The sequence below is a fragment of the Streptomyces sp. NPDC006368 genome (genome assembly GCF_040612535.1).
In the GTDB taxonomy this organism is placed as follows: Bacteria; Actinomycetota; Actinomycetes; order Streptomycetales; family Streptomycetaceae; genus Streptomyces.
The window spans coordinates 31,015-54,255 of record NZ_JBEXQK010000045.1; the positions used below are offsets into that span (position 1 = coordinate 31,015).

The 23,241-nt window shown below is 71.4% G+C and carries 15 protein-coding genes; 4 read left to right on the plus strand and 11 right to left on the minus strand.

Features of this window, described 5'->3' with window-relative positions:
- Positions 1 to 56 precede the first annotated feature (56 nt).
- The 3 genes from ABZZ38_RS25775 to ABZZ38_RS25785 form a co-directional block, all read right to left on the minus strand.
- Entirely contained in the window at positions 57 to 5,015 is a 4,959-nt protein-coding gene (locus tag ABZZ38_RS25775) for an NAD-glutamate dehydrogenase (protein WP_356744100.1), read from the minus strand.
- Between the two features lie 800 nt (positions 5,016 to 5,815).
- Positions 5,816 to 6,487 (minus strand): HAD family hydrolase, encoded by a 672-nt coding sequence (locus tag ABZZ38_RS25780; protein ID WP_356744102.1) that lies wholly within the window; start codon positions 6,485 to 6,487, stop codon positions 5,816 to 5,818.
- A gap of 87 nt (positions 6,488 to 6,574) precedes the next feature.
- On the minus strand, positions 6,575 to 7,081 hold the full coding sequence (locus tag ABZZ38_RS25785) for a hypothetical protein (RefSeq protein ID WP_356744104.1): 507 nt from the start codon (positions 7,079 to 7,081) through the stop codon (positions 6,575 to 6,577).
- Between the two features lie 275 nt (positions 7,082 to 7,356).
- On the opposite strand from ABZZ38_RS25785, the gene ABZZ38_RS25790 reads away from it, so the two are divergent.
- Positions 7,357 to 7,809 (plus strand): Rv3235 family protein, encoded by a 453-nt coding sequence (locus tag ABZZ38_RS25790; protein WP_356744106.1) that lies wholly within the window; start codon positions 7,357 to 7,359, stop codon positions 7,807 to 7,809.
- Positions 7,810 to 7,897: 88 nt separating this feature from the next.
- On the opposite strand, the gene secA is transcribed toward ABZZ38_RS25790, so the two are convergent.
- Complete coding sequence (gene secA / locus ABZZ38_RS25795; protein WP_356744108.1) at positions 7,898 to 10,717, minus strand: preprotein translocase subunit SecA; 2,820 nt, start codon at positions 10,715 to 10,717, stop codon at positions 7,898 to 7,900.
- A 253-nt stretch (positions 10,718 to 10,970) separates the two neighbouring features.
- On the opposite strand from secA, the gene ABZZ38_RS25800 reads away from it, so the two are divergent.
- Positions 10,971 to 11,561, plus strand: a complete 591-nt coding sequence (locus ABZZ38_RS25800) for a GNAT family N-acetyltransferase (RefSeq protein ID WP_356744110.1) — start codon at positions 10,971 to 10,973, stop codon at positions 11,559 to 11,561.
- Positions 11,562 to 11,602: 41 nt separating this feature from the next.
- Positions 11,603 to 12,790, plus strand: coding sequence for a crosslink repair DNA glycosylase YcaQ family protein (locus ABZZ38_RS25805; protein WP_356744112.1), 1,188 nt, complete (start codon positions 11,603 to 11,605; stop codon positions 12,788 to 12,790).
- Positions 12,791 to 13,218: 428 nt separating this feature from the next.
- On the opposite strand, the gene ABZZ38_RS25810 is transcribed toward ABZZ38_RS25805, so the two are convergent.
- From ABZZ38_RS25810 to mtnA, 7 genes are all read right to left on the minus strand, one after another.
- Positions 13,219 to 13,998 carry a response regulator transcription factor gene (locus tag ABZZ38_RS25810; protein WP_356744114.1) on the minus strand — a complete coding sequence of 260 codons (780 nt, stop codon included), beginning with the start codon at positions 13,996 to 13,998 and terminating at the stop codon, positions 13,219 to 13,221.
- Positions 13,999 to 14,194: 196 nt separating this feature from the next.
- Positions 14,195 to 14,884, minus strand: a complete 690-nt coding sequence (raiA, locus tag ABZZ38_RS25815) for a ribosome-associated translation inhibitor RaiA (RefSeq protein ID WP_356744116.1) — start codon at positions 14,882 to 14,884, stop codon at positions 14,195 to 14,197.
- A 344-nt stretch (positions 14,885 to 15,228) separates the two neighbouring features.
- Complete coding sequence (locus tag ABZZ38_RS25820) at positions 15,229 to 15,915, minus strand: ComF family protein (RefSeq protein ID WP_356744118.1); 687 nt, start codon at positions 15,913 to 15,915, stop codon at positions 15,229 to 15,231.
- Between the two features lie 99 nt (positions 15,916 to 16,014).
- Positions 16,015 to 17,868 (minus strand): LpqB family beta-propeller domain-containing protein, encoded by a 1,854-nt coding sequence (locus ABZZ38_RS25825; protein ID WP_356744120.1) that lies wholly within the window; start codon positions 17,866 to 17,868, stop codon positions 16,015 to 16,017.
- Positions 17,858 to 19,855: an MtrAB system histidine kinase MtrB gene (gene mtrB / locus ABZZ38_RS25830; RefSeq protein ID WP_356744122.1), complete on the minus strand. Its 1,998-nt coding sequence runs from the start codon at positions 19,853 to 19,855 to the stop codon at positions 17,858 to 17,860. The genes ABZZ38_RS25825 and mtrB overlap by 11 nt, the downstream gene beginning before the upstream one ends.
- Position 19,856: 1 nt before the next feature.
- Positions 19,857 to 20,546, minus strand: a complete 690-nt coding sequence (mtrA, locus tag ABZZ38_RS25835; protein WP_356744124.1) for a two-component system response regulator MtrA — start codon at positions 20,544 to 20,546, stop codon at positions 19,857 to 19,859.
- Positions 20,547 to 20,550: 4 nt separating this feature from the next.
- On the minus strand, positions 20,551 to 21,702 hold the full coding sequence (gene mtnA / locus ABZZ38_RS25840; RefSeq protein WP_356744126.1) for an S-methyl-5-thioribose-1-phosphate isomerase: 1,152 nt from the start codon (positions 21,700 to 21,702) through the stop codon (positions 20,551 to 20,553).
- Between the two features lie 182 nt (positions 21,703 to 21,884).
- Here mtnA and ABZZ38_RS25845 point away from each other — a divergent pair, with 182 nt between their 5' ends.
- Positions 21,885 to 23,114 carry a glycerophosphoryl diester phosphodiesterase membrane domain-containing protein gene (locus tag ABZZ38_RS25845; RefSeq protein WP_356744128.1) on the plus strand — a complete coding sequence of 410 codons (1,230 nt, stop codon included), beginning with the start codon at positions 21,885 to 21,887 and terminating at the stop codon, positions 23,112 to 23,114.
- Positions 23,115 to 23,241: the final 127 nt, after the last annotated feature.

Here is a 23,241-nt window from a genome sequence, read left to right on the forward strand (position 1 = left end):
TCGAACCGGCGGGCGCCCCGTCCTTCACATACCGCCGGATCGTGTCCGGTGGCGGCTCAGCTGTGCGTGCGCAGCAGCGTGCGCATCGTCCGCATGGCCACCGACAGGTTCGCCAGGTCGAACGCGTCCGAGCCCTGGATCTCCTCCAGCGTCGTGCGCGCCCGCCCCAGGATCGCGGCGTTGCGCTGCTCCCAGGCCTGGAACCGCTCCTCGGGCGTCGAGGTGCCGTTCCCGGCGGACAGCACGTCCGCGGTGAGCGCGGCGTGCGCGGCGTACAGGTCCTCACGGATGGAGGCGCGGGCCATGGACTGCCAGCGGTCGCCGCGCGGCAGCTCGATGATGCGGTCCATCAGCTGAGTGATGGACAGCCGGTCGGCCAGGTCGTAGTACACCTCGGCGACCGCCATCGGGTCCTTGCCCGTCCGGTCCGCGATCGCGACGATGTCGAGCGTCGGGAAGGCCGAGGAGAACCCGGCCACCCGCAGCGCCAGCTCCTCCGGCACACCCGCCGCCGTGAGCTCGTCGACGATCAGCTCGTACCACTCCAGGTCGGCGCCGCGCAGCATCTTCGGCAGCTGCGCCCACACCATCTCCACGCGCTCGGCGAAGAACTCGATGGTCTCGGCGAGCTGGAGCGGCTGCGGCCGGTTGTTGAGCAGCCAGCGCGAACCGCGCTCGACCAGGCGGCGCGAGTGCAGCCGGATGCGGGTCTGGACGTCGGCCGGGACCTCGGTGTCGAGGGCCTCGACGACGTCCCACACCTCGCTCAGCCCGAAGATCGCGCGGGCGGCGGTCTGCGCGCGGACGATCTCCTCGGTCGACGCGCCCGTCTCCTCGCGCAGACGGTGCAGGAAGGTCGAGCCACCGGTGTTGACGACGTCGTTGACCAGCACCGTCGTGATGATCTCGCGGCGCAGCGCGTGCGCGTCGATCTGCGCCGGGAACTCCTCGCGCAGCTTGGACGGGAAGTACGCGTGGAGCAGCTCGCGCAGGTGCGGGTCGTCGGGCAGATCCGTGTGGATCAGCTCCTCCGCGACCGTGATCTTGGTGTAGGCGAGCAGGACGGCCAGTTCGGGCTGGCTCAGGCCCTGCTTGTTGTTGAGCAGCTCGCGGATCTGGCGGTCGTTGGGCAGGAACTCCAGCGCCCGGTCCAGGTGTCCCTCGCGGCTGAGGCGGCGCATGAAGCGCTGGTGGGCGTGGAGCAGGGACGGGGACTGCTCGACCGCGTTGGCCAGGGCCACGTTCTGCGCGTAGTTGTTGCGCAGCACCAGCGCGCCGACCTCGTCGGTCATCTCGGCGAGGATCTTGTTGCGCTGCTTGACGGTCATGTCGCCGTCCACGACGAGCGCGTTGAGCAGGATCTTGATGTTCACCTCGTGGTCGGAGGTGTCCACGCCGGCGCTGTTGTCGATCGCGTCGGTGTTGATCTTGCCGCCGGTTCCCTCGGGGCCGCCCTTGCGGGCGAACTCGATGCGGCCCAGCTGGGTCAGGCCCAGGTTGCCGCCCTCACCGACGACCTGGACGCGCAGGTCCTCACCGTTGACGCGGATGGCGTCGTTGGCCTTGTCGCCGACGTCACCGTGCGACTCGCCGGCGGCCTTGACGTACGTGCCGATGCCGCCGTTCCACAGCAGGTCGACCGGTGCCTGGAGGATCGCCTTCATCAGCTCGGCGGGCGTCAGCTTGGTGACGGTCCCGTCGATGCCGAGGGCGGCGCGCATGTGCGCGTTGACGGTGATCGACTTGGCCGTACGGGGGTGGATGCCGCCGCCCGGGGACAGCAGCTCCTTGTCGTAGTCGGCCCAGGAGCTGCGCGGCAGCTCGAACAGGCGGCGCCGCTCGGCGTACGAGACGGCCGCGTCCGGGTTCGGGTCGATGAAGATGTGCCGGTGGTCGAAGGCCGCGACGAGCCGGATGTGCTCGCTGAGCAGCATGCCGTTGCCGAACACGTCACCCGACATGTCCCCGACGCCGACGACCGTGAAGTCCTCGCTCTGGGTGTCGTGGCCCAGCTCGCGGAAGTGCCGCTTGACGGACTCCCAGGCGCCGCGGGCCGTGATGCCCATGCCCTTGTGGTCGTAACCGGCGGAGCCGCCCGACGCGAACGCGTCGCCGAGCCAGAAGCCGTACGCGACGGCGACCTCGTTGGCGATGTCGGAGAAGGTCGCCGTGCCCTTGTCGGCGGCGACGACGAGGTACGTGTCGTCCTCGTCGTGCCGGACGACATCGGCCGGCGGCACGACCTCGCCGCCGACGAGGTTGTCGGTGATGTCGAGCAGCGCGGAGATGAAGGTGCGGTAGCAGGCGATGCCCTCGGCCATCCAGGCGTCCCGGTCCACGGACGGGTCCGGCAGCTGCTTGGCGACGAACCCGCCCTTGGCGCCGACCGGCACGATCACGGTGTTCTTCACCATCTGCGCCTTGACCAGGCCGAGGATCTCCGTACGGAAGTCCTCTCGCCGGTCGGACCAGCGCAGACCACCGCGCGCGACCTTGCCGAAGCGCAGGTGCACGCCCTCGACGCGCGGCGAGTACACCCAGATCTCGAACGCCGGGCGGGGCGCCGGCAGGTCGGGGATGGCCTGCGGGTCGAACTTCATCGACACGTACGCGTGCGGCTCGCCGTTCTCCGCCCTCTGGAAGAAGTTGGTGCGCAGCGTGGCCTTGATGACGGTGAGGAAGGAGCGCAGGATGCGGTCCTCGTCCAGGCTCGCGACCTGGTCGAGCGCGCCGTCCAGCTCCTCCATCAGGCCGTCGATCAGCTCGGTGCCGGCGCGCTGCCGCTCCGGCGCCATGCGGGCCTCGAAGAGGGAGATCAGCAGCCGGGTCGTGTGGACGTTGTTGCGGAGGGTGTCCTCCATGTAGTCCTGGCTGAAGGTCGAACCGGCCTGACGGAGGTACTTCGCGTAGGCGCGCAGCACCATCGCCTCGCGCCAGTTCAGCCCGGCGCTGAGCACGAGGGCGTTGAAGCCGTCGTTCTCGGCGCGGCCGGTCCAGGTCGCGGCGAACGCCTCCTGGAACCGCTCGCGGGCGTCGTCGGCGAGGTAGTCGCCGCCGTTGGCGGTGGTCTGCGGCATGCGCAGCCCGAAGTCGTACACCCAGGCGTTCGCACGGTCCGCGCAGCGCAGCTCGTACGGGCGCTCGTCGACGACCTCGACGCCGAGCCGGTTGAGGACCGGCAGGACGGCGGAGAGGGAGACCTGCGCACCCGTCTTGTAGATCTTGAAGCGGCGCTCGCCGGGGCCGGCGCCGACCGGCTCGTACAGGGAGAGCGCGAAGTCCTGGCCGCCCTCGACCAGCTGGTCCAGGTGGACCAGGTCGGCGACGGCGGCGCGCGGCGAGTGGTCGGCCTTGTACCCCTCGGGGAAGGCGTTGCCGTAGCGGCGCAGCAGCTCGGCGGCGCGCTCCTCGCCCATCTCGGCGTTGAGCGCCTCGGCGAAACCGTCGGCCCAGGAGCGGGCGGCCTCGACGAGCCGGGCCTCGATGCGCTCGGTGTCGGCGTCGGTGAGGGTGGTGAGCTCGGTGCCCTGCGGGACGCGGACGACGAAGTGGAGGCGGGAGAGGATCGACTCGGTGTTCCACGCGGTGAAGTCGACGCTGGTGCCGCCGAGCTCCTCCTTGAGGATGTCGATGATCCGCAGCCGCACGCCGGTGGTGTAGCGGTCGCGCGGCAGGTAGACGAGGGCGGAGTAGTAGCGCCCGTACTCGTCCTGGCGCAGGTACAGCCGGAGCCTGCGGCGCTCCTGGAGGTACAGCACGCTCGTGGCGATCGACTCGAGCTGGTCGACGGGCGTCTGGAAGAGCTCGTCGCGCGGGTACGTCTCCAGGATCTGGAGCAGGTCGCGGCCGTCGTGGCTGTTGGGCGAGAAGCCCGCCTTGTCGAGGACCTCGGCGACCTTGCGGCGGATGACCGGCACGCGCCGGACGGACTCGGTGTACGCGGCGGACGAGAAGAGGCCGAGGAAGCGGCGCTCCCCGATGACGTTCCCGTCCTGGTCGAACTTCTTCACGCCGACGTAGTCGAGGTACGAGGGCCGGTGCACGGTGGCGCGGCTGTTCGCCTTCGTCAGGATCAGCAGCTTGTGCTCGCGGGCCTTGGCGCGCGCGTCGCGCGGGAGGCGGTTGAAGGACGGCGAGACGGGGTGCGCGTCGTCACCGCTGTGGTGCGGGTCGGAGCGCAGGATGCCGAGGCCGGTGCCGGGGACCGCGGCGAGCGCGTCCTCCTCGGTGAGCTGGTACTCGCGATAGCCGAGGAAGGTGAAGTGGTCGTCGGCGAGCCAGCGCAGCAGCTCGCGGGCCTCGTCCACCTCGGTGTTGCGCAGGTCGTCGGCGATCGGCTCCTTGGGGAGGTCGTCCGCGATGCGCAGGGCGGCGTCGCGCATCTTCTCCCAGTCCTCGACGGCCTCACGGACGTCGGACAGGACGCGCATCAGGTCGGCGGTGATCTGCTTGAGATCGGCGCGGTCGGTCTCGCGGTCGATCTCGACGTGGATCCAGGACTCGGTCAGCGCGTCGTGCGGCAGGCCGCCTCGCGCGCGCGACTCGGAGGGAAGGATTTCCAGGAGCCGACCGGTCACATCGCGGCGGACCACGACCTGCGGGTGGATGACGACGTGGATGCCACGCCCCTGCCGCGACAGCTCGTTCGTGACGGAGTCCACGAGGAACGGCATGTCGTCCGTGACCACCTCGACGACGGAGTGGCTGCACGTCCAGCCGTTCTCCTCGACGGTGGGCGTGTGCACGCGGACGTTCGCGGTCCCCTGGGGGCGGTTCTCCGCCAGCCGGTAGTGGGAGAGCGCCGCGCCGAAGACGTCGACCGGGTCCCGGTCCGCGAGGTCCTCGGGAGCGGTGTGCAGGTAGTAGCGCTGGAGGTAGTCGAGAACGGCGCCCTGGTCCGGGCGTTCCCCGTGCTCGGTCCCGGTCGCGAGTTGCCCCCCGACCGGGCTGTTCTCAGCTACCCGGGCAGCCCTTTCGAGCAGCTCGGCCTTTGCTTCGTCCAGCTTGGTCTGCATGTCCTCTGGCTCCTGTCGCGCGCCGTTGCGTGACGTAGGTGAAAGAAAAAGTGACACAACGCCACGACGCGGGGTGTCCGGTCTGAGGCGACGTTATGCCGCGTTGGGAGATCTCCGGGCCGTTATCGGCCAATTTTGGCGACCGGGCCGGATGGCAAAAAACAGCGCCCGCCCGGGCACCCTGGCACACCGGGCGCATGCCGGGGGCTCCGCTGCCCCCTCGGCGTATAGCGCTGATCACGGGTCCAGGCTATCGCCCCTCACCCGGGGCCCGTCATGAGCCGTATGTGTACAAAACCCGGTGGGGAAGTTTGACACTCTGGACAGCGACACGCGCCCTCGGGACGCACCCACGCCCACGCCCGCCGACCGCGTGTCCTCCCACGGGCAGACCGGACTGCCCCACGCCCGCCGACCGCGTGCCCTCCTCCGCGGGAGGAACCGCAACCGCACCCGAGGGCGGCGCGTCCGCCCACAAGGGCCCGCCACGCTGCCCACGACCGCACTGTGCCCCGACCGCGAACGCCGACCGCGTGCCCTCCTCCGCGGGAGGAACCGCAACCGCACCCGAGGGCGGCGCGTCCGCCCACAAGGGCCCGCCACGCTGCCCACGACCGCACTGTGCCCCGACCGCGAACGCCGACCGCGTGCCCTCCTCTGCGGGAGGAACCGCAACCGCACCCGAGGGCGGCGCGTCCGCCCACAAGGGCCCGCCACACTGCCCACGACCGCACTCTGCCCCGACCGCCGACCGCGTGCCCTCCTTCCGCGGGAAGACCCCGCACCCCCGGGCGCTGTCGCTAGGCCGCCGCCGCCAGGTCCTCCGCGACCGCGACCGCCTCCGCGAGGGTGTCGACGACCGGCACCCCGACCGCCTCCAGGCTGGCCCGGCTGTGCGAGCCACCCGTGTAGAGGACCGCCTTCGCCCCCACGTGCGCCGCCGCGATCGCGTCGTCCGCGGCGTCACCGATCACCACGACGCGCTCCGCCCGGGCGACCCCGTCGAGCGCCTTCAGGTGGCGCACCATGTGCGCGGCCTTGCCCGCCGTCGAGGTGTCGGTCCGCCCGTCCACGCGGACGAACCGCGGCTCGATGCCGTGTCGCCGCACGATCGGCAGAAGATGCTCGTGCGGCGCCAGCGACAGCAGCGACTGCGTGTGCCCGGCGTCCTGCCGCGCCGCCAGCAGCTCCGCCGCCCCGGCCGTCAGCCCGCACGCCTCCGCCCGCACCCAGTAGTGCCGGTGGAAGGCGCCGTCCATCATGGCCCACTCGGCGTCCGTGGGGAGCCGGCCCATCAGGCGCTCGTAGAACACCGGCACCGGCACGCAGTACAGCTCGCGGTACCGCGCGAGGGTGATCGGCTCCAGGCCTATCTCCTCGAAGGCGGCGTTCGTCGCGCCGATGACCGCGTCGATGTCATCGAGCAGCGTGCCGTTCCAGTCCCACACCAGGTGCGTGCCGTGCTTCCCCATGCGAAAACGGTACCGGCACCCACTGACAACCGGTCCACCCCGGCGGGAAACCGGGCCGGGCCTGCGGCCGGGTCTGCGCCTGGGCACTCAGCCGATGAGGCCGGGAATCTCCTGAACCCCGAACCACAGCAGCTCGTGGTCCTCGGCCCCGTCCACCGTGAACTGCGCGTCGTCGTCGCCCTGGTCGGCGGCGCCCAGCGCGTCCGCCGCCGCCGACACGTCCGCCTCCGCGTCCTCGGAGTCGGCGTGCACCGCCGCGGCCTTGGTCAGCGGCACGGGCCCGGCGATCCGCACCTCGCCCACCGACGCGGCGTCCAGCCCGGCGTCCGGGTCGGCGCTCGCGGCCTTGTCCGGTACGTCGAGGGCGACGACGACGCGGCGGCGCGCGGCGCCCGGGTCGCCGGCGATCAGCCGGAGCGACGCGGCGGCGGCCCGGCTGAGCGCGGCGTACTCGAGCTCCTCGATGTCGTCGGAGACGTACCACTCGCGCAGCCCGGGCGTCACGGCGTAGGCGGTGAGGGGGCCGGGCCCGAGCTCGCCCGCCTTGTGCGCCTGTGCGAGACCGGGAAGCGTCAGGGGGACGTACACGCGCATGGGGAGGCCGCTTTCGTAGTCGGGAGACGCCCTCAGGATACGTGCGGCGTCCTCTTTCGGGGTGGGCGCCCGCCCCGCCGCCACGTCCACTCGCTACCTCGTCCGCCCCGCCCCGAGCCCGGACGGCACCGGGCTCCATCACCCGGATAGGTGATCAGCTCCTCACTTCGCCGGGCGGCCCGACCGCCGTTGCGGCGCCCCGGGCCGTACCCGTACAAGATCCCCAACCGAAGTTACCGCCCGGTAGAACCGGGCCCGACGGAGACGGGGTCGCCATGAACGCCGCCACGAACGCCGCAGCCACGACGAACAGCGGGTCGACCCGCCCGGCCGGCCGCCGCGACCAGCGCCGCCCCGGCGCGGTCCGTCCCGGCACGGTCCGCCCGCGCCGGCCGCTGCCGCCCCACGCCGTGTTCGCCGAGCGCCTGCTCGCCGTACTCAGCGGCGAACGCCCCGTCCACTGGATGCTCGGCCAGACCATCGGGGAGGCGTACGAGCAGCTGGTCCACCTCGCCCCGACCGCTCCCCTGCGGCCCCATGGCGCCCACGCCGCGCGCCCCGTCATCCGCCGGTGCGGCGGCTTCCCCCTGCGCCCGGGCGTGGTCGAGGCCTTCGCGAGCATCGCGACGGGCGAACGGGTCCGGGCGATGGCGTTCCGCCTGGAACAGGGCCCGGACCGCAAATGGCGCTGCGCCGCCGTGGAACTGGGGGGCGACCGCATCACCTAACAGGGGCTCCCCCGGCGCGCGCACGCGAACGGGGCCGGACGCGCGACGTACGCGCGCACCCGGCCCCGCTCCACGAACGAGCCGCAGGCTACTTCTTGCGGCGACGCCCGCCCTTCTGGGCCTTGCGCCGCTCGGCCCGGGTCATCCCGTCACCGTCCGCGCGGGCCGCGTCGCCGTTCTCGAAGTCGCCCTCGATGATGCCGCCCTCACCGTCGACCTTCGGCGCGGTGAAGTGGAGCCGGTCCGGCCGCTTCGGCGCCTCCAGGCCCTTGGCCCGGATCTCCGGGCGCCCGGCACCCGCCTGCGCCGGCACGGCGTCCTCCTTGGTGAGCGAGGTCCTCTCGGCCGCGTCCTGCACCGGGACCTCCTCGACCTGCTGCTCGACCTGGACCTCCAGGTTGAACAGGTAGCCGACGGACTCCTCCTTGATGCCCTCCATCATCGCGGTGAACATGTCGAAGCCCTCGCGCTGGTACTCGACCAGGGGGTCCTTCTGCGCCATCGCGCGCAGGCCGATGCCCTCCTGGAGGTAGTCCATCTCGTAGAGGTGCTCGCGCCACTTGCGGTCCAGCACGGACAGCACCACGCGCCGCTCCAGCTCGCGCATGATGTCCGAGCCGAGCTGCTTCTCACGGGCGTCGTACTGCTCGTGGATGTCGTCCTTGACGGCCTCGGCGATGAACTCGGCGGTGATCCCGGCACGGTCGCCGACCGCCTCCTCCAGCTCCTCGACGGTGACCTTGCACGGGTAGAGCTGCTTGAACGCGCCCCACAGACGGTCCAGGTCCCACTCCTCCGCGAAGCCCTCGACGGTCTCCGCCTGGATGTACGCGTCGATCGTGTCGTCCATGAAGTGGCGGATCTGCTCGTGCAGGTCCTCGCCCTCCAGGACACGGCGGCGCTCGCCGTAGATGACCTCACGCTGGCGGTTGAGCACCTCGTCGTACTTCAGGACGTTCTTGCGCGTCTCGAAGTTCTGCTGCTCGACCTGCGACTGCGCGGACGCGATCGCCCGCGTGACCATCTTGTTCTCGATCGGCACGTCGTCGGGGACGTTGGCCATCGCCATCACGCGCTCGACCATCTGCGCCTTGAACAGCCGCATCAGGTCGTCACCGAGCGACAGGTAGAAGCGGGACTCGCCCGGGTCGCCCTGACGGCCGGAACGGCCGCGCAGCTGGTTGTCGATACGCCGCGACTCGTGCCGCTCGGTGCCCAGCACGTACAGCCCGCCGAGCGCCTTGACCTCTTCGTTCTCGGCCTTGACCGCGAGCTCGGCCTTCTCCAGGGCGGCGGGCAGGGCCGCGGCCCACTCCTCCACGTGCTCGACCGGGTCGAGACCGCGCTGGCGCAGCTCCGCCTCGGCGAGGTCGTCGGGGTTGCCGCCGAGCTTGATGTCCGTACCGCGGCCGGCCATGTTGGTGGCGACGGTGACGGCGCCCTTGCGGCCCGCCTGCGCGACGATCGTCGCCTCCCGGTCGTGCTGCTTGGCGTTGAGCACCTCGTGCGGGATGCCGCGCTTGCTGAGCTGCTGCGACAGGTACTCGGACTTCTCGACCGACGTCGTACCGACGAGGATCGGCTGGCCCTTCTCGTGCTTCTCCGCGATGTCGTCGACGACGGCGGCGAACTTGGCGACCTCGGTCCGGTAGATCAGGTCCGACTGGTCCTTGCGGACCATCGGCCTGTTCGTCGGGATCGGGACGACGCCGAGCTTGTAGATCTGGTGGAACTCGGCGGCCTCGGTCATGGCCGTACCGGTCATGCCGGAGAGCTTGTCGTACAGGCGGAAGAAGTTCTGCAGGGTGATCGTGGCGAGCGTCTGGTTCTCGTCCTTGATGTCCACCCCTTCCTTCGCCTCGATCGCCTGGTGCATGCCCTCGTTGTAGCGGCGGCCGGCGAGGATACGGCCGGTGTGCTCGTCGACGATCATGACTTCGCCGTCGATGACGACGTAGTCCTTGTCCTTCTTGAACAGTTCCTTGGCCTTGATGGCGTTGTTCAGGTAACCGACGAGGGGGGTGTTGACCGACTCGTAGAGGTTGTCGATGCCCAGCCAGTCCTCGACCTTGGCCACGCCGGACTCGTGGATGGCGACGGTGCGCTTCTTCTCGTCGACCTCGTAGTCGCCGGTCTCCTCGATGCCCTTGAGCGGGTTTCCGGGCTCGCCCCTCTTGAGGCGGGTGACCAGCTTGGCGAAGTCGCCGTACCACTTGGTGGCCTGGTCCGCCGGGCCGGAGATGATCAGCGGCGTACGGGCCTCGTCGACCAGGATCGAGTCGACCTCGTCGACGATGGCGTAGTTGTGGCCGCGCTGGACGAGCTCGTCCTTCGACCACGCCATGTTGTCGCGCAGGTAGTCGAAGCCGAACTCGTTGTTCGTGCCGTACGTGATGTCGCAGTTGTACTGCTCACGGCGCTGCGCCGGCGACATGTTGGCCAGGATGCAGCCGACCTCCAGGCCGAGGAACTTGTGCACCCGGCCCATCAGCTCGGAGTCGCGCTGTGCCAGGTAGTCGTTGACCGTGATCAGGTGCACGCCCTTGCCGGACAGTGCGTTGAGGTACGCCGGGAGCGTGCCGACGAGGGTCTTGCCCTCACCGGTCTTCATCTCGGCGACATAGCCGAGGTGCAGCGCGGCGCCACCCATCAGCTGGACGTCGTAGTGGCGCTGGCCCAGCACGCGCTTGGCCGCCTCGCGGACGGTCGCGAACGCCTCCGGGAGCAGGTCGTCGAGGCTCTCGCCGTCGGCGTACCGCTGCTTGTACTCATCGGTGAGCGCCCTCAACTCGGCGTCGGAGAGGTCGACGAAGTCCTCTTCGATGGAGTTGACCTGGTCCGCGATGCGGTGCAGTTTGCGCAGGATCTTGCCTTCGCCTGCACGCATGAGCTTGTTGAAGACGGACACTGAGGTTGGTCTCCTTGCCGGTCGGGCCTGGCACTAGGTCTTGTCATGGACACTGGCACGGGCACGGCAGGTGGGCCCCACCGCAACGGCCATCGTAAGCGAGGACGCCGCCGCGCCGGGAGGTCTGGCGTCATGGGACACCGACGGCCGCGCCGACCGCCGCCCGCAAGAAGAACGCACGGGACGCGCCGAAGGTGCCGCTCAACCCGAAAAGTGTTCGCCCGGACCAGGTACGCCTCCCCAGAATCCCGGCATGAAGCCCGTCACCCTCACCACCGAGCGCCTGCTGCTGCGCGCCTTCCGCCCGGAGGACGCCGAAGCCGTCCACGCGGCTTGTCAGGACCCCGACATCCAGCGCTGGACGACCATGCCCTCCCCGTACGCGTGGGAACACGCCCGGGACTTCCTCGAACGGCTGGTGCCGGCGGGCCGGCGCAGCGGCCACGCCCTCGACTTCGCCGTGCTCCCCCGTCCGGGCGGCCCGCTCCTGGGCGCCATCGGGGTGCGGGAGGTGTCGGCGGGGCCGGCCCGGTCGGCGGTGTGGGAGATCGGTTTCTGGACGGCCAAGGAGCACCGCGGGAACGGCTACACGGCCGAAGCCGTCACCGCCCTGGCGCGCTGGACCTTCGCCGAGCAGGGCTGTCGCCGCCTGGAGTGGCGGGCCGAGGTGGGCAACACCGGCTCGCGCGCGGTCGCGGAGAGGACCGGGTTCCGTATCGAGGGGGTGCAGCGGGCGGGCCTCCTCAACCAGGGCACGCTGCGCGACTGCTGGGTCGGGGCCCTGCTGCCCTCGGACCTGGGGCTGCCCGGCCCGTACCCCTACCTCCCGGCCAGGACCGACTGAATCCAGCCTCGGTGTCAGTGCCGCCGTCTATCGTGCCGACCATGACCACCGTGCGGACCACGATGCCCCTGCCGTCTCCGTCTCCCACCGCCGAGCTCTCCGCCGACGAGGCCCGTCGTATCGCGCTGCGCGCACAGGGTTTCCTGGGGGCGCCGGACCGCCGCGCCGGTGTGCGCGGTGTCCTGCGCCACCTCGGCGCCGTGCAGCTGGACACGATCTCGGTGCTGGCCCGCTCCCACGAACTGATCCCGTACGCGCGCCTGGGTGCCGTCGGCCGCAGGACGGTCGAGGAGGCGTACTGGACCGGTGGTCACGCCTTCGAGTACTGGTCGCACGCGGCCTGCGTCCTGCCCGTCGAGGAGTGGCCGCACTTCGCCTTCCGCCGCCGCGCCTACCGCGCCCGCCCGCAGTGGTACCACGACCTGCCCGACGGCGCGTACGACGCCGTGATCAAGCAGCTGCGCGCCGAGGGGCCGCTGACCGCCACGGAGCTCGGCGGCGCGAAGAACGGCGGCGAGTGGTGGGACTGGTCCGAGTCCAAGGTCGCCGTCGAGCGGGCGCTGATGTACGGAGAGGTGGTGTGCGTGGAGCGGCGCGGCTGGAAGCGGGTGTACGACCTGGCCGAGCGCGCCATCCCGGGCGAGCTGCTCCACGACGAGCTGGACGACACCGAGTGTCTGCGCCGTCTGGTCCGGCTGGCGGGGGAGGCGCTGGGCGTGGGCACGCGTGCGGACATCGCCGACTACCACCGTCTCAAGGGCGAGCAGTTCGACGCGGTGGTCGCCGACTCGGGGCTGGTGCCGGTGCGGGTGCAGGGCTGGGACAAGCCGGCCTGGGCGGACCCGGCGGCGCTGGCGAGCGAGCCGCGTGGCCGCCACCGGACGACGCTGCTGTCACCGTTCGACTCCCTGATCTGGGAGCGGGCCCGTACGGAACGGATCTTCGGCTTCACCCACCGGTTGGAGGCGTACGTCCCCAAGCAGAAGCGGATACACGGCTATTTCGCGATGCCGCTGCTGGCGGGCGGCAGGCTGCTGGGGCGGGTCGACCCGGCGCGCGAAGGGACGACGCTGGTGGCCAAGCAGGTCTCGCTGGACTCGCCGAAGGCGGTGCGGCCGATGGCGCAGGCGCTGCGTGAGGCCGCCGAGTGGGTGGGGTGCGACGCGGTACGGGTGGAGAGGGTGCACCGCCCCGAGCTCGCCGCCGAGCTGGTCGCCGCCCTGGCCTGACCCGCCCACCCCGGCAAACCGGCCCCGCCCGGGTTGGATGCGGGGTCCGGCGCCCGCGCGCCCTTGTCCGGGGCCCGAGTCCGGCACCCATGCCGGGGCGGCGCCCGTGCGCCCTTGTCCGGGGTCCCATGAGTCCGGCGCCCGTGCCGGGGCGGCGCCGTGACCCCTGGTCCCGGCCCGCGCCCCCCTACCCGGGTCCAGGTCACCGGGGGTGCCACCGGTCGTACCGGGCTCACCCGTGGTCGCACCCGTCTTACCCGGGCCGGCGCCCATACCCGGGCCGGCGCCCATACCGGGGCCGCGCCCTGTACCCGGGCCCGGCGCCCTTACCCGGGCCGGCGCCGCCTACCCGGGTCCGGTGTCCTTGCCCAGGGCCCGATCCGTGGCCCGTGGCCCGTGGCCCGTGGCCCGCGGCCCGCGGCCCGTGGCTAGCGGATCTCGAGGATCTTCTCCCGCATCGCGTACACCACCGCTTCCATCCTGGAGTGCAGCTGCAGCTTCTCCAGGATGTTGCGGACGTGGTTCTTGACGGTGTTCTCCGAGATGAACAACTCCTTGGCGATGTCCCGGTTGTTCATACCGGTGGCGACCAGTTTCAGGACTTCGAGCTCGCGGTCGGTCAGCCGGGGCGCGGGCACGAGCCGACGCTCGTCGGTGCGCTGGATCATCGACTTGAACTCGGTCAGCAGCTTGGAGGCCATCGACGGACTGATCTGCGACTGGCCGTCGGCGACCGCGCGGATGGCGGTCGCGACCTCGTCGGTGGAGATCTCCTTGAGGAGGTACCCCGTCGCCCCCGCCTTGATCGCGTCGTAGAGGTCCGCCTCCTCGTCGCTGATCGTCAGCATGATGATCTTCGCGCTGGGCGCGACCTCCTTGATGGAGGTGCAGGCCTCGATACCGCCCCGCTTGGGCATCCGGACGTCCATCAGGACGATGTCGGGCAGCAGGTCGGCGGCCTTGTCGACGGCTTCCGCGCCGTCGCCCGCCTCGCCCACCACCTGGATGTCCTCCTCCTGGGCGAGGACGATCTCCAGCCCCCGCCGGAAGAGCGCGTGGTCATCCACCACCAGGACCCTGATGGGCTCCTTGCGATACGCCGACGCGCCGCCGTCCATGTCGGCGCCCGGGTCGCGCCCGAGATCCGCCCCGCCCACCGGGGCGTCGGAGCCGCCCCGATGATGCACCGGGCCGAAGCTGTCCGCCATCGTTCCTCCCCCTGAAGGCCTGGCCTGAGGTCCTGTTCGGTGCGCCAACCGCAGGTCGTCGAGCACGGGTTGACGCAGGACGCCATGATTTCATGCCCGGGCGGCGCTTCGGTGCTCCTCGGTCGCACGGTGGTGCCCCTGGGGGGCGCGGGGGGCGCTCTCCAGGGGCACCATCGGGGACGGGGCTCAGCTGCCGTCAGCCGCCGAGCGCTCCACCGGCTCCGCCTGCCTCGGAGCCGGCCAACGGGTCGGTCTCCAGATGAATGACGCCGTAGTCGTAGGCGTGCCGACGGTAGACCACGCTGGGCTGCTTGGTTTCGGAGTCGACGAACAGATAGAAGTCATGCCCGACCAGCTCCATTTCATAGAGCGCCTGGTCGAGCGTCATCGGGGCCGCCGTGTGCACCTTCTCGCGCACCACCAGAGGCCCTTCGCCGCGCACTTCGAGGGAGCCCATCCTCGTAGTCGGAATATCGTCGGACGACTCGTCGGTCGCGAGGGCGCCGTTTCCGTTCAGCCGGGCGACGCCCGGAACGGCGTCGGCCACCTCCGCCGCGGACAACCGTCCCTGACCCCGCCGGGTGTACCGCTTGTCGTGCTGCTTGCGCAGCCGCGCCTCCAGCTTGCTCGTCGCGAGGTCGAGCGCTGCGTACGGGTCGCCGGCCGCTGCTTCCGCCCGGATCACCGGGCCTCGGGAGTGGAGGGTGATCTCCACGCGGTCGGACCGGTCGGCCTGCCGCGGGTTGTGCTCCTTGGACACCTCGACGTCGAGGCTGATCACCTTGCTGTCGAGCTTCTGGATCTTCTCCAGCTTCAGCTTCTCGGCCACGTGCTTGCGGAACCGCTCGGGCACCTCGGTCTTGCGGCCCTTGACGACGATGTCCACGCAGAACTCCGTTCCCGGATCGCTCCGCCGGCTCACTGACCGGCGAGCTTCTCCCTTTTGCACCAGACCCCGGTGAGCACCGGAGTCTCGGACTTGGCGACTTTCACCTCCTCCTCCCCAGTGGACAAGATCCCCACCCCACCAACTTCTCTGTCCTGACCGGGCTCCGGAAAACGTCCGGATCCATGGCCGTGCATTCGGTGTGGCGCGGCTTTCGCCATTCCTCACAACCCGAACATAGCTCGCTCGGAGGGATGTCGGCACCCGCTACCAGCACGTACGTCCGATCAGGTGGTTTTCTCCGTCACCGATGGCAACGAAGCGTGTTGCCCGTCAGTTCCACTTCATGCGAACGACAGCGGGGGCGCGGCGACGACCGCGGCGGCCACGTGGGCGGGGACGGCCCGCGCGGCCTCGACGAGCGAAGCGCCGGTCGTCATCACATCGTCGACGAGTACGACCCGGCCGCCCGCCATGGCCCGGTCGGCGCCCGTCCTCACCTCCAGTGCTCCGGTCATGTTGTCCAGTCGCTGCCGGGCGTCCAGGCCCGCCTGGTCGGACACGGGCCGCCGCTGGCGCAGCACCGGCAGGGCCCGCGCCGCCGTCCCCGTACGCCGTAGCTCCACGGCCGCCGCCGCCGCGACGCGCCGTGTCGCGTCGTGGCCACGCGCCCGCACCGCGCGCCGCGACGACGGCACCGGTACGAGGAGCAGCGGCCCGGCTCCGGTGCCCGCAGACGGCGCCGCAGCGGCCCTGACGGCGCCTGCCAGCGCGACGCCCAGGGGCCCGGCCAGCCCCAGCACCCCGCGCTCCTTGTGCCCCAGCAGCACCGCCCGTACGGCGTCCGCGTACGGGGCGGCGGCGTGCACCACCGGCAGCCCGGCCGGCTCCGGGAGCGGCCTGACCCGCCGGGGGCGCTCCCCGTACAGGGCCCGCCCGCACGCGTCGCACAGCGGTGTACGGGGACGGCCGCAGCCACCGCAGGCGACGGGCAGGACGAGCCCGGCGATCTCCCGCCACCATCCCCGCATGGGCACTACTGTGGCGCCCCTCCCAGAACCTCGCCAGTCCTGTGGAAAACTCCGGCGGCACGGCGTCCGAAGAGGAACCCGACGCCCGGCGGGGCGCCGCTAGCCGGGGTAGACCGGGGACGTGCCCTTCTCGGCCATCGGCTGCCAGTTACCGCCCGGCTGCAGCCGCACGATGCCGTCGTCGGCGGAGGCCGCCACCAGCGGAACCCGCTCGTCGTTGGCCGCCGCGACCGCCTTCACCTGGTTGAGTCCGGGGATCCCGCCCGCCGAGGTGGAGCCGTCCGTCTGGATGTAGCGCACCTGCTGCACGCCACCGGCCAGTTTGCCGAGCACCACCAGCCGGCTCGGCCCGGCCCACGACACCGAGGTCATCGACTCCATGCGCGGCGCGACGGACTGCAGGTCCACCACGGCGACGGTCTGCTGGGCGCCCGAGCCCTGCCTCTGCACCCGTCCGATGTGCAGGGTCGTCCGGTCGCCCTTCTTCAGGAGCAGGGCGATGCGTACGCCGTCCTCGGAGATCCGCAGCTCCTGGATCACCACTCCACCGCTGAGCCACGGCGCCGTCACGGGCAGCGGCGCCCCGGAGCCACCCGGCACCAGCAGCAGCTGGGGGCTCGCCGGGTTGCGGTCGGCCACCCAGAGGTCACCGCGCCCGTCCCAGCTCGGCGCGGACAGCCGCTGCTGGGGCCCCGGGCCGCGACTGCTCACGACCGGCTCGGGCAGCTCGGCGTCCGAGATGATCGACGCCACCCGCAGGTCCTTGCCGTCCTGCGACACTCCGGCCGCATACCGCTCGTCCCGCGCGACCGCGACGGAACCGAGCTTCACCGCGCCGTTCCCGAACGGCCCGGGGACCTGGCGCGGCCCTTCCACGTCCTTCGCCGCGACTTCCAGCTCCGCCAATTGCCCGCTCGCGTCGATGAAGTACGGATTTTCCGTGCCGACGGTCGGATCGGGCATGAAATTGCCCTTCTGGCTCTCGCCCAGGGCACACAGCCGTGAACCGTCCGACCGCTGCAACTCCACCTGCTCGACCCTGGTGGACGCCAAATCCCCGACCGTGAAAAGCAATTGGGCCGCCATCTTCCGGCACTGCTCCTGACCGACGTTGTCGGCCTTTTTGCTCAGCGGCACCTTCAGCGTGTTCTGGTCGTCGGGCGTCAGCGACTTCACGTCCTCCTTCAGCGTCGTACCGCTCGGAAAACGTGAATCCACCACCGGCTTCAGCCAGTTCGTCGGCCCTTCGAGCAGCGCCTTGACGGTCTGTGCGACCGGATCCATCCGCGTCACCGGATCCTGCCGCTGCCGGATGTACACCGGGTCGGCCACGACCCGGTTCCGCCCCGACGCGAAGTAGTACGTGTTGACCGAACGGTAGTTGCGCTGGAAGTCCGACTCGCTGAGCACCAGCCCCGGCGGCAGACTGTCGATACGCCACTCCTTGCCCTTGCCGTCCGCGTCGTTGACCTGCACCAGATGGATCGTGCCGGCGTACTCGGTCGGAGCCACGGGCTGATAGGCCTGGCGGCTGTCCACCGTCGCGATCTGCTGCCCGTACAGCGGGTAGACCAGGCCGGCCGTATCCCCGTTCGCGGTGCGCTCGTCGGGCTGCCTGCGATAGGGCGCGGCGGTGAGCACGGTGGTGCGCTCCTCCGGCTTCCAGCTGCGCGCCGCCTGCTTGGTCAGGTACTTCCGGGCCGTGGCGAAGCCCGGGTCGTCACCGGTCATGGCCTCCAGGAAGCCGTCGACGATCTCCCCGGGCGCGGCGTTCTCCCTGGGCGTCACCGGATACACCCGTACCTGCGAGTCGCCCGGCTTGGACGCCTTCACCGCGGACACATCACCGCTGTCCGGCATCGACGCGCACCCGGCCACCAGCGCGGCGCACCCCAGCAGCGCGGACCCCCGCGCCGTACGTCCCCGCTCGTACCGACGACGCTCAGCGCCCACGAGTCATGCCCTCCCGCTCCGTATCCCTGTCCGGACCCCGCCCCCGGGCCCCCTCCGCATCCCGTGCCACCACGCGGGAACCGCTGCCCGGCAGGGCCGTGGGGTCCGCGGACGGCTGCGCCTGGCGGGGTGGCATCGCCGCCCCCGGCAGCGCCGGGCGGTCCGTGCCCGTCCGCCCGGGCGCGGGTATCGGATGCGTACCGCTCTGTCCCTCGGCGGCCTGCTCCCGGTTGCGCCGGGAGTCCTCGGGCTCCAGGGGGATCGGGGAACCGCGCAGCGGCTCGTCCGCCGTACGCGGCAGCGTCAGCCGGAACTGCGAGCCGCCGCTCGGCTCGCCCCATGCCTGGAGCCAGCCGCCGTGCAGCCGGGCGTCCTCGACGGCGATCGACAGGCCGAGCCCCGTACCGCCGGTCGTCCTGGCCCGGGCCGGGTCGGCCCGCCAGAACCGGTTGAACACCCGCGTCGCCTCCCCCGGCTTGAGCCCCACGCCGTAGTCGCGCACCGCGATCGCCACCGCGCCACCGGCGGCGGCCATCCGCACGATCACGTCGCGGCCCTCGCCGTGCTCGACGGCGTTGACGACCAGGTTCCGCAGAACGCGCTCCACGCGCCGCGGGTCCGCCTCGGCGACCACCGGCTGCTCGTCGCCGACGACACGAATCCGGCTGCCCTTGCGCTCGGCGAGCGGCTCCGCACCGTCGATCACCCGGCGCACGACCTGCCGCAGGTCTATCGGCTCCGCCTCCAGGGCCGCCGCCCCGGCGTCGAACCGGCTGATCTCCAGCAAGTCGGACAGCAGCGACTCGAACCGGTCCAGCTGGTCCCCCAGCAGCTCCGCCGAACGCGCCGTCACCGGGTCGAAGTCCTGGCGCGCCTCATGAATGACGTCGGCGGCCATCCGGACGGTCGTCAGCGGCGTCCGCAGCTCGTGCGAGACGTCCGAGACGAAGCGCCGCTGCATCCGCGACAGGTCCTCCAGCTGCTGGATCTTGTGCTGGAGGTTCTGCGCCATCTTGTTGAAGGCCTCCCCGAGCCGTGCGATGTCGTCCTCGCCGGTGACCTTCATCCGCTCCTGCAGCCGGCCCGCCGACAACCGCTCGGCGATGCCCGCCGCCATCCGTACCGGCGTCACGACCTGCCGCACCACCAGCCACGCGATGGCGCCCAGCAGCACCACCACGAACAGCCCGGCCGTCGCCAGTGTCGTCTTGACCAGGGCGAGCGAGTCCTCCTCCTGCGTCAGCGGGAAGAGGTAGTACAGCTCGTACGGATTGCCCTCGACGTCATTGAGCCGCTTGCCGATGACGAGCCCCGCCTCGGATCCCTGCCCGTCGGTGTAATGGATCCGGGTGTACGTCTGGAACGTCCCCGTCCCCTGGGCGACCGATTCGCGCAACGCGGCCGGAATGCTCGTCGCCGGCTCGACGCCCCCGGACGCACGGGCGCCACGGCTGGGCGCCATGCCTTCCGAGTCGGAGCTCAGCGCCACCACGTTGAAGGCGCTCTGCCCGCCACTGGCGAGCTGTACGACCAGGTCGGAGCGCCAGTTCAGCGACGAACCGCTTCCACCGCCCGCCCCGCTGCCGACCTGCCCGCCCGGCGGCGCGCTGGCCTGGTCCTGCGCCGCCGAAAAGCCACCGGAGGCCTGGCTCTGCGCCGCTTTCTCCTTGGCGTCCAGCAGGCCGTTGCGCATCTGCCCGATGACGACGATGCCGAGCACCAGGACCACACCGAGTGACATCAGCAGCGTGCCGGCGACCACCCGCAGCTGGAGGTTGCGCCGCCACAGGCGTACGGCGGGCAGCAGCGGACGGCGCACCCAACGCACCAGGAGCCGGAGCACCGGACCGCCCGGCGCCCCGTCCTGGAGCAGCCGGCCGCCCTGGAACAGCCGGCCGACGCGCGAGGGCCCACGCCCCTGGCCGGCAGCCCGCCCCGCACGGACTCCCGGGTTCCCGGGCTTCGGAGCAGCGCCGCCGCGGGACATGTCAGCTCGGTCCGGCCTTGTAACCGACACCACGGACGGTCACCACGATCTCCGGCCGCTCCGGGTCCTTCTCGACCTTGGAGCGCAGCCGCTGCACATGCACATTCACCAGCCGCGTGTCCGCGGCGTGGCGGTAGCCCCAGACCTGCTCCAGCAGCACCTCACGGGTGAACACCTGCCACGGCTTGCGCGCCAGGGCGACCAGCAGGTCGAACTCGAGCGGCGTGAGCGCGATGGACTGCCCGTCCCGCTTCACCGAGTGGCCCGCCACGTCGATGACGAGGTCACCGATGGTGAGCTGCTCCGGCGCGGGCTCCTCCGACCTCCGCAGCCGCGCCCGGATACGGGCCACCAGCTCCTTGGGCTTGAACGGCTTGACGATGTAGTCATCGGCACCGGACTCCAGCCCGACCACCACATCGACGGTGTCGCTCTTGGCGGTGAGCATCACGATCGGCACACCGGACTCGGCCCTGATCAGTCGGCACACCTCGATACCGTCCCGGCCGGGCAGCATGAGGTCGAGCAGGACAAGATCCGGCTTGACCTCACGAAATACGGCAAGGGCCTTGTCGCCGTCCGCTACGAACGACGGCTCGAAACCTTCACCACGCAGCACAATCCCGAGCATCTCGGCCAGTGCGGTGTCGTCGTCGACGACAAGGACGCGTCCCTTCATAATCGACATCATCCCATTAGCTAATCGTTACCTGGCGTGACCTGGCACACAGCTCGGCAATTCCTCCTCCGGTGACCGGTGACACGGCCCCCGCTTCGGTGACGATCGCCGTCACCAGCTCCGGCGGCGTGACATCGAACGCCGGGTTGTACGCCTGCGTTCCGAGCGGCGCGACCGGTAGTCCGCCGCCCTGACCCAGGCCCGCGACCGCCACCTGAGGCGGCGCGGTGAGCTCCGTCACCTCCTGTCCCGACCGCTGCTCCACCTCGATCGACGCCCCGTCCGGGGTATCGAGGTCGATGGTCGTGACCGGCGCTACCACGATGAACGGCACGTGGTGGTACTTCGCCAGAACCGCGAGGGGATAGCTTCCCACCTTGTTGGCCACCGAGCCGTCGGCGGCGATCCGGTCCGCCCCGATGAGTACGGCATCCACCTCTCCCGCCGCGAACAGCGACCCCGCCGCGTTGTCGGTGAGCAGCGTGTACGCCAGCCCGTGCCGCGCCGCCTCGTACGCGGTGAGGCGCGAGCCCTGCAACAGCGGCCGCGTCTCGTCCACCCACAGCCGCCGCAGCCGCCCCGCCCGGTGCGCCTCCAGCGCCACGGCGAACGCGGTGCCCTCGCCCCCCGACACGAGCGCCCCGGTGTTGCAGTGCGTCAGGATCCGGTGGCCACCGCCCGGCAGCAGCTCGTCGAGCAGCGCCAGCCCCTGCCTGGCCATCCGCGCGCTGGCCTCGGCGTCCTCCCGGTGCAGTGCCCGGGCCTCCGCCAGCGCCGCCTCCGCCGCCGCCTCACGGTCGGCGCCCTTGGCCTCCGCCGCCCGGTACGCGCCGGCCACCCGCCGGACCCCGTACCCCAGGTTCACCGCGGTGGGCCGCGCCCCCGCCAGGTTCTCGGCCGCCTCCTCCACGTCGTAGCCGCGTGCCGCGGCCAGCGCCACTCCGTAGGCACCGGCGATGCCCAGCAGCGGCGCACCCCGTACGGCGAGTGTCTGTATCGCCCGGACCAGCGCCGGCACATCCGTACAGACGAGTTCGACCTCCTCGGCGGGCAGCCGCGTCTGATCGAGGAGCACCACCACCGGCCCCTCGGGGGGCTCTGCCCACCGCAGTGAGGGCAGCGCGGACGGCTCGGGCCGGGAGGGCATTTGTGCGTACTGATCAGCCATCCGCCCAGTCTGCACGGTGAAGCACGGACAATGAAGGTGGCGATGAGGTACGGGCCCCGGTCCGTTGGCGGGCGGCGCGTGGCACGATGGCTGCCAACCTGCCGCCCCGCCGAGCGGCCCGGCACCGTGCCCGAGCCGGCTCGACGAGCCGGTCCCGCGACGAATGCACGAGGTGGACGACCGTGAACGACACTCCGGGCTGGGCCTCGCCCGGATCCGCCCCCTCCGAGGGCCAGGGCGCCGGCGTCCCGCGGCCCGCCGAGCCCGCCGACGGGTCCGGTGCCGCGTCCAAGTGGTCCAAGGAGCAGCCGCCCGCCGCCCAGTGGTCCCCGCCGACCCCGCCCGGGCCGACCGGTCCGACGGGCCCGGTCCCGCCCCCCGCGCCGGGATGGGGCGGAGGGCAGCACCAGGGCGGCTGGGGCCGGCCTCCGGCCGCCAAGCCCGGCGTGATCCCGCTGCGTCCCCTCGGTGTCGGCGAGATCCTCGACGGCGCGGTCTCCACCTTGCGCGCGCACTGGCGCACGGTGCTGAGCATCACCATCACGGTCTCCGTCCTCACCCAGATCGGTGACGTGCTCGTCCAGCGCTATCTCGTGCCCGCCCCGCCCGAGGTCGACGCAAACGCGAGCCCGTCGGAAGCCCTGAGGCAGTCCGTCGAGTCCCTCCAGGCGAGCCTCATCGGCCTGGCCCCCACGATGCTCATCACGCTCATCGGCACGGTCATCACCGCCGCGCTGCTCACCGTCGTGATCAGTCGCTCGGTCCTGGGCCGTCCCGTGACCCTCGGCGACGCGTGGCGCGAAGCCAAGCCCCGGCTGCCCCAACTCCTCGGGCTGACGCTGCTGCTGCCGCTGATGAGCTCCGCCATCATGTTCGTGGGCCTCCTTCCCGGTCTGCTCATCGGCTCGGAAATCGGCGTCCTCCTGGCCGTTCTCGGCGGCCTCGCGGCCCTGCTGGTCATCGTCTGGCTGATGATCCGCTTCGCCCTCTCGTCCCCCGCGCTGATGCTGGAGCGGCAGGGCGTCATCCCCTCCCTGCGCCGCTCCGCCAAACTGGTCCGGGGCGCCTGGTGGCGGATCTTCGGCATCACGGCGCTGACGCTGCTGCTCACCATGCTGGTCACGATGATCATCGCGATTCCGTTCGGCATCATCGCGCTGGCGGTCGACGGCGAGGGCTTCAGCGGCCTGCTCACCGGCACGCCCCCGGAGTTCGGCTGGCCCTTCCTCATCATCACGGGCATCGGCGCGGTGGTCGCCTCCTCGATCACGTACCCGATCTCCTCCGGCGTCGCCGTCCTCCTCTACGTGGACCAGCGCATCCGCCGCGAGGCGCTCGACCTCGAACTGGCCCGCGCGGCAGGAGTGCCGGGTTACGGCTCCGCGCCCGGCGACGCCGGTCCCAGGAGCTGATGCGGTGCTCGCCACGGGGGGATCGTCGGCGCGGGTTCGGGGCCCCGCCCACGCCCGCGAAACGGGGGACACACCCCAAAACGGAAGTCCCGAGAGGGGGGGAAAAGGGTAGGATTAGGGGTGTAAA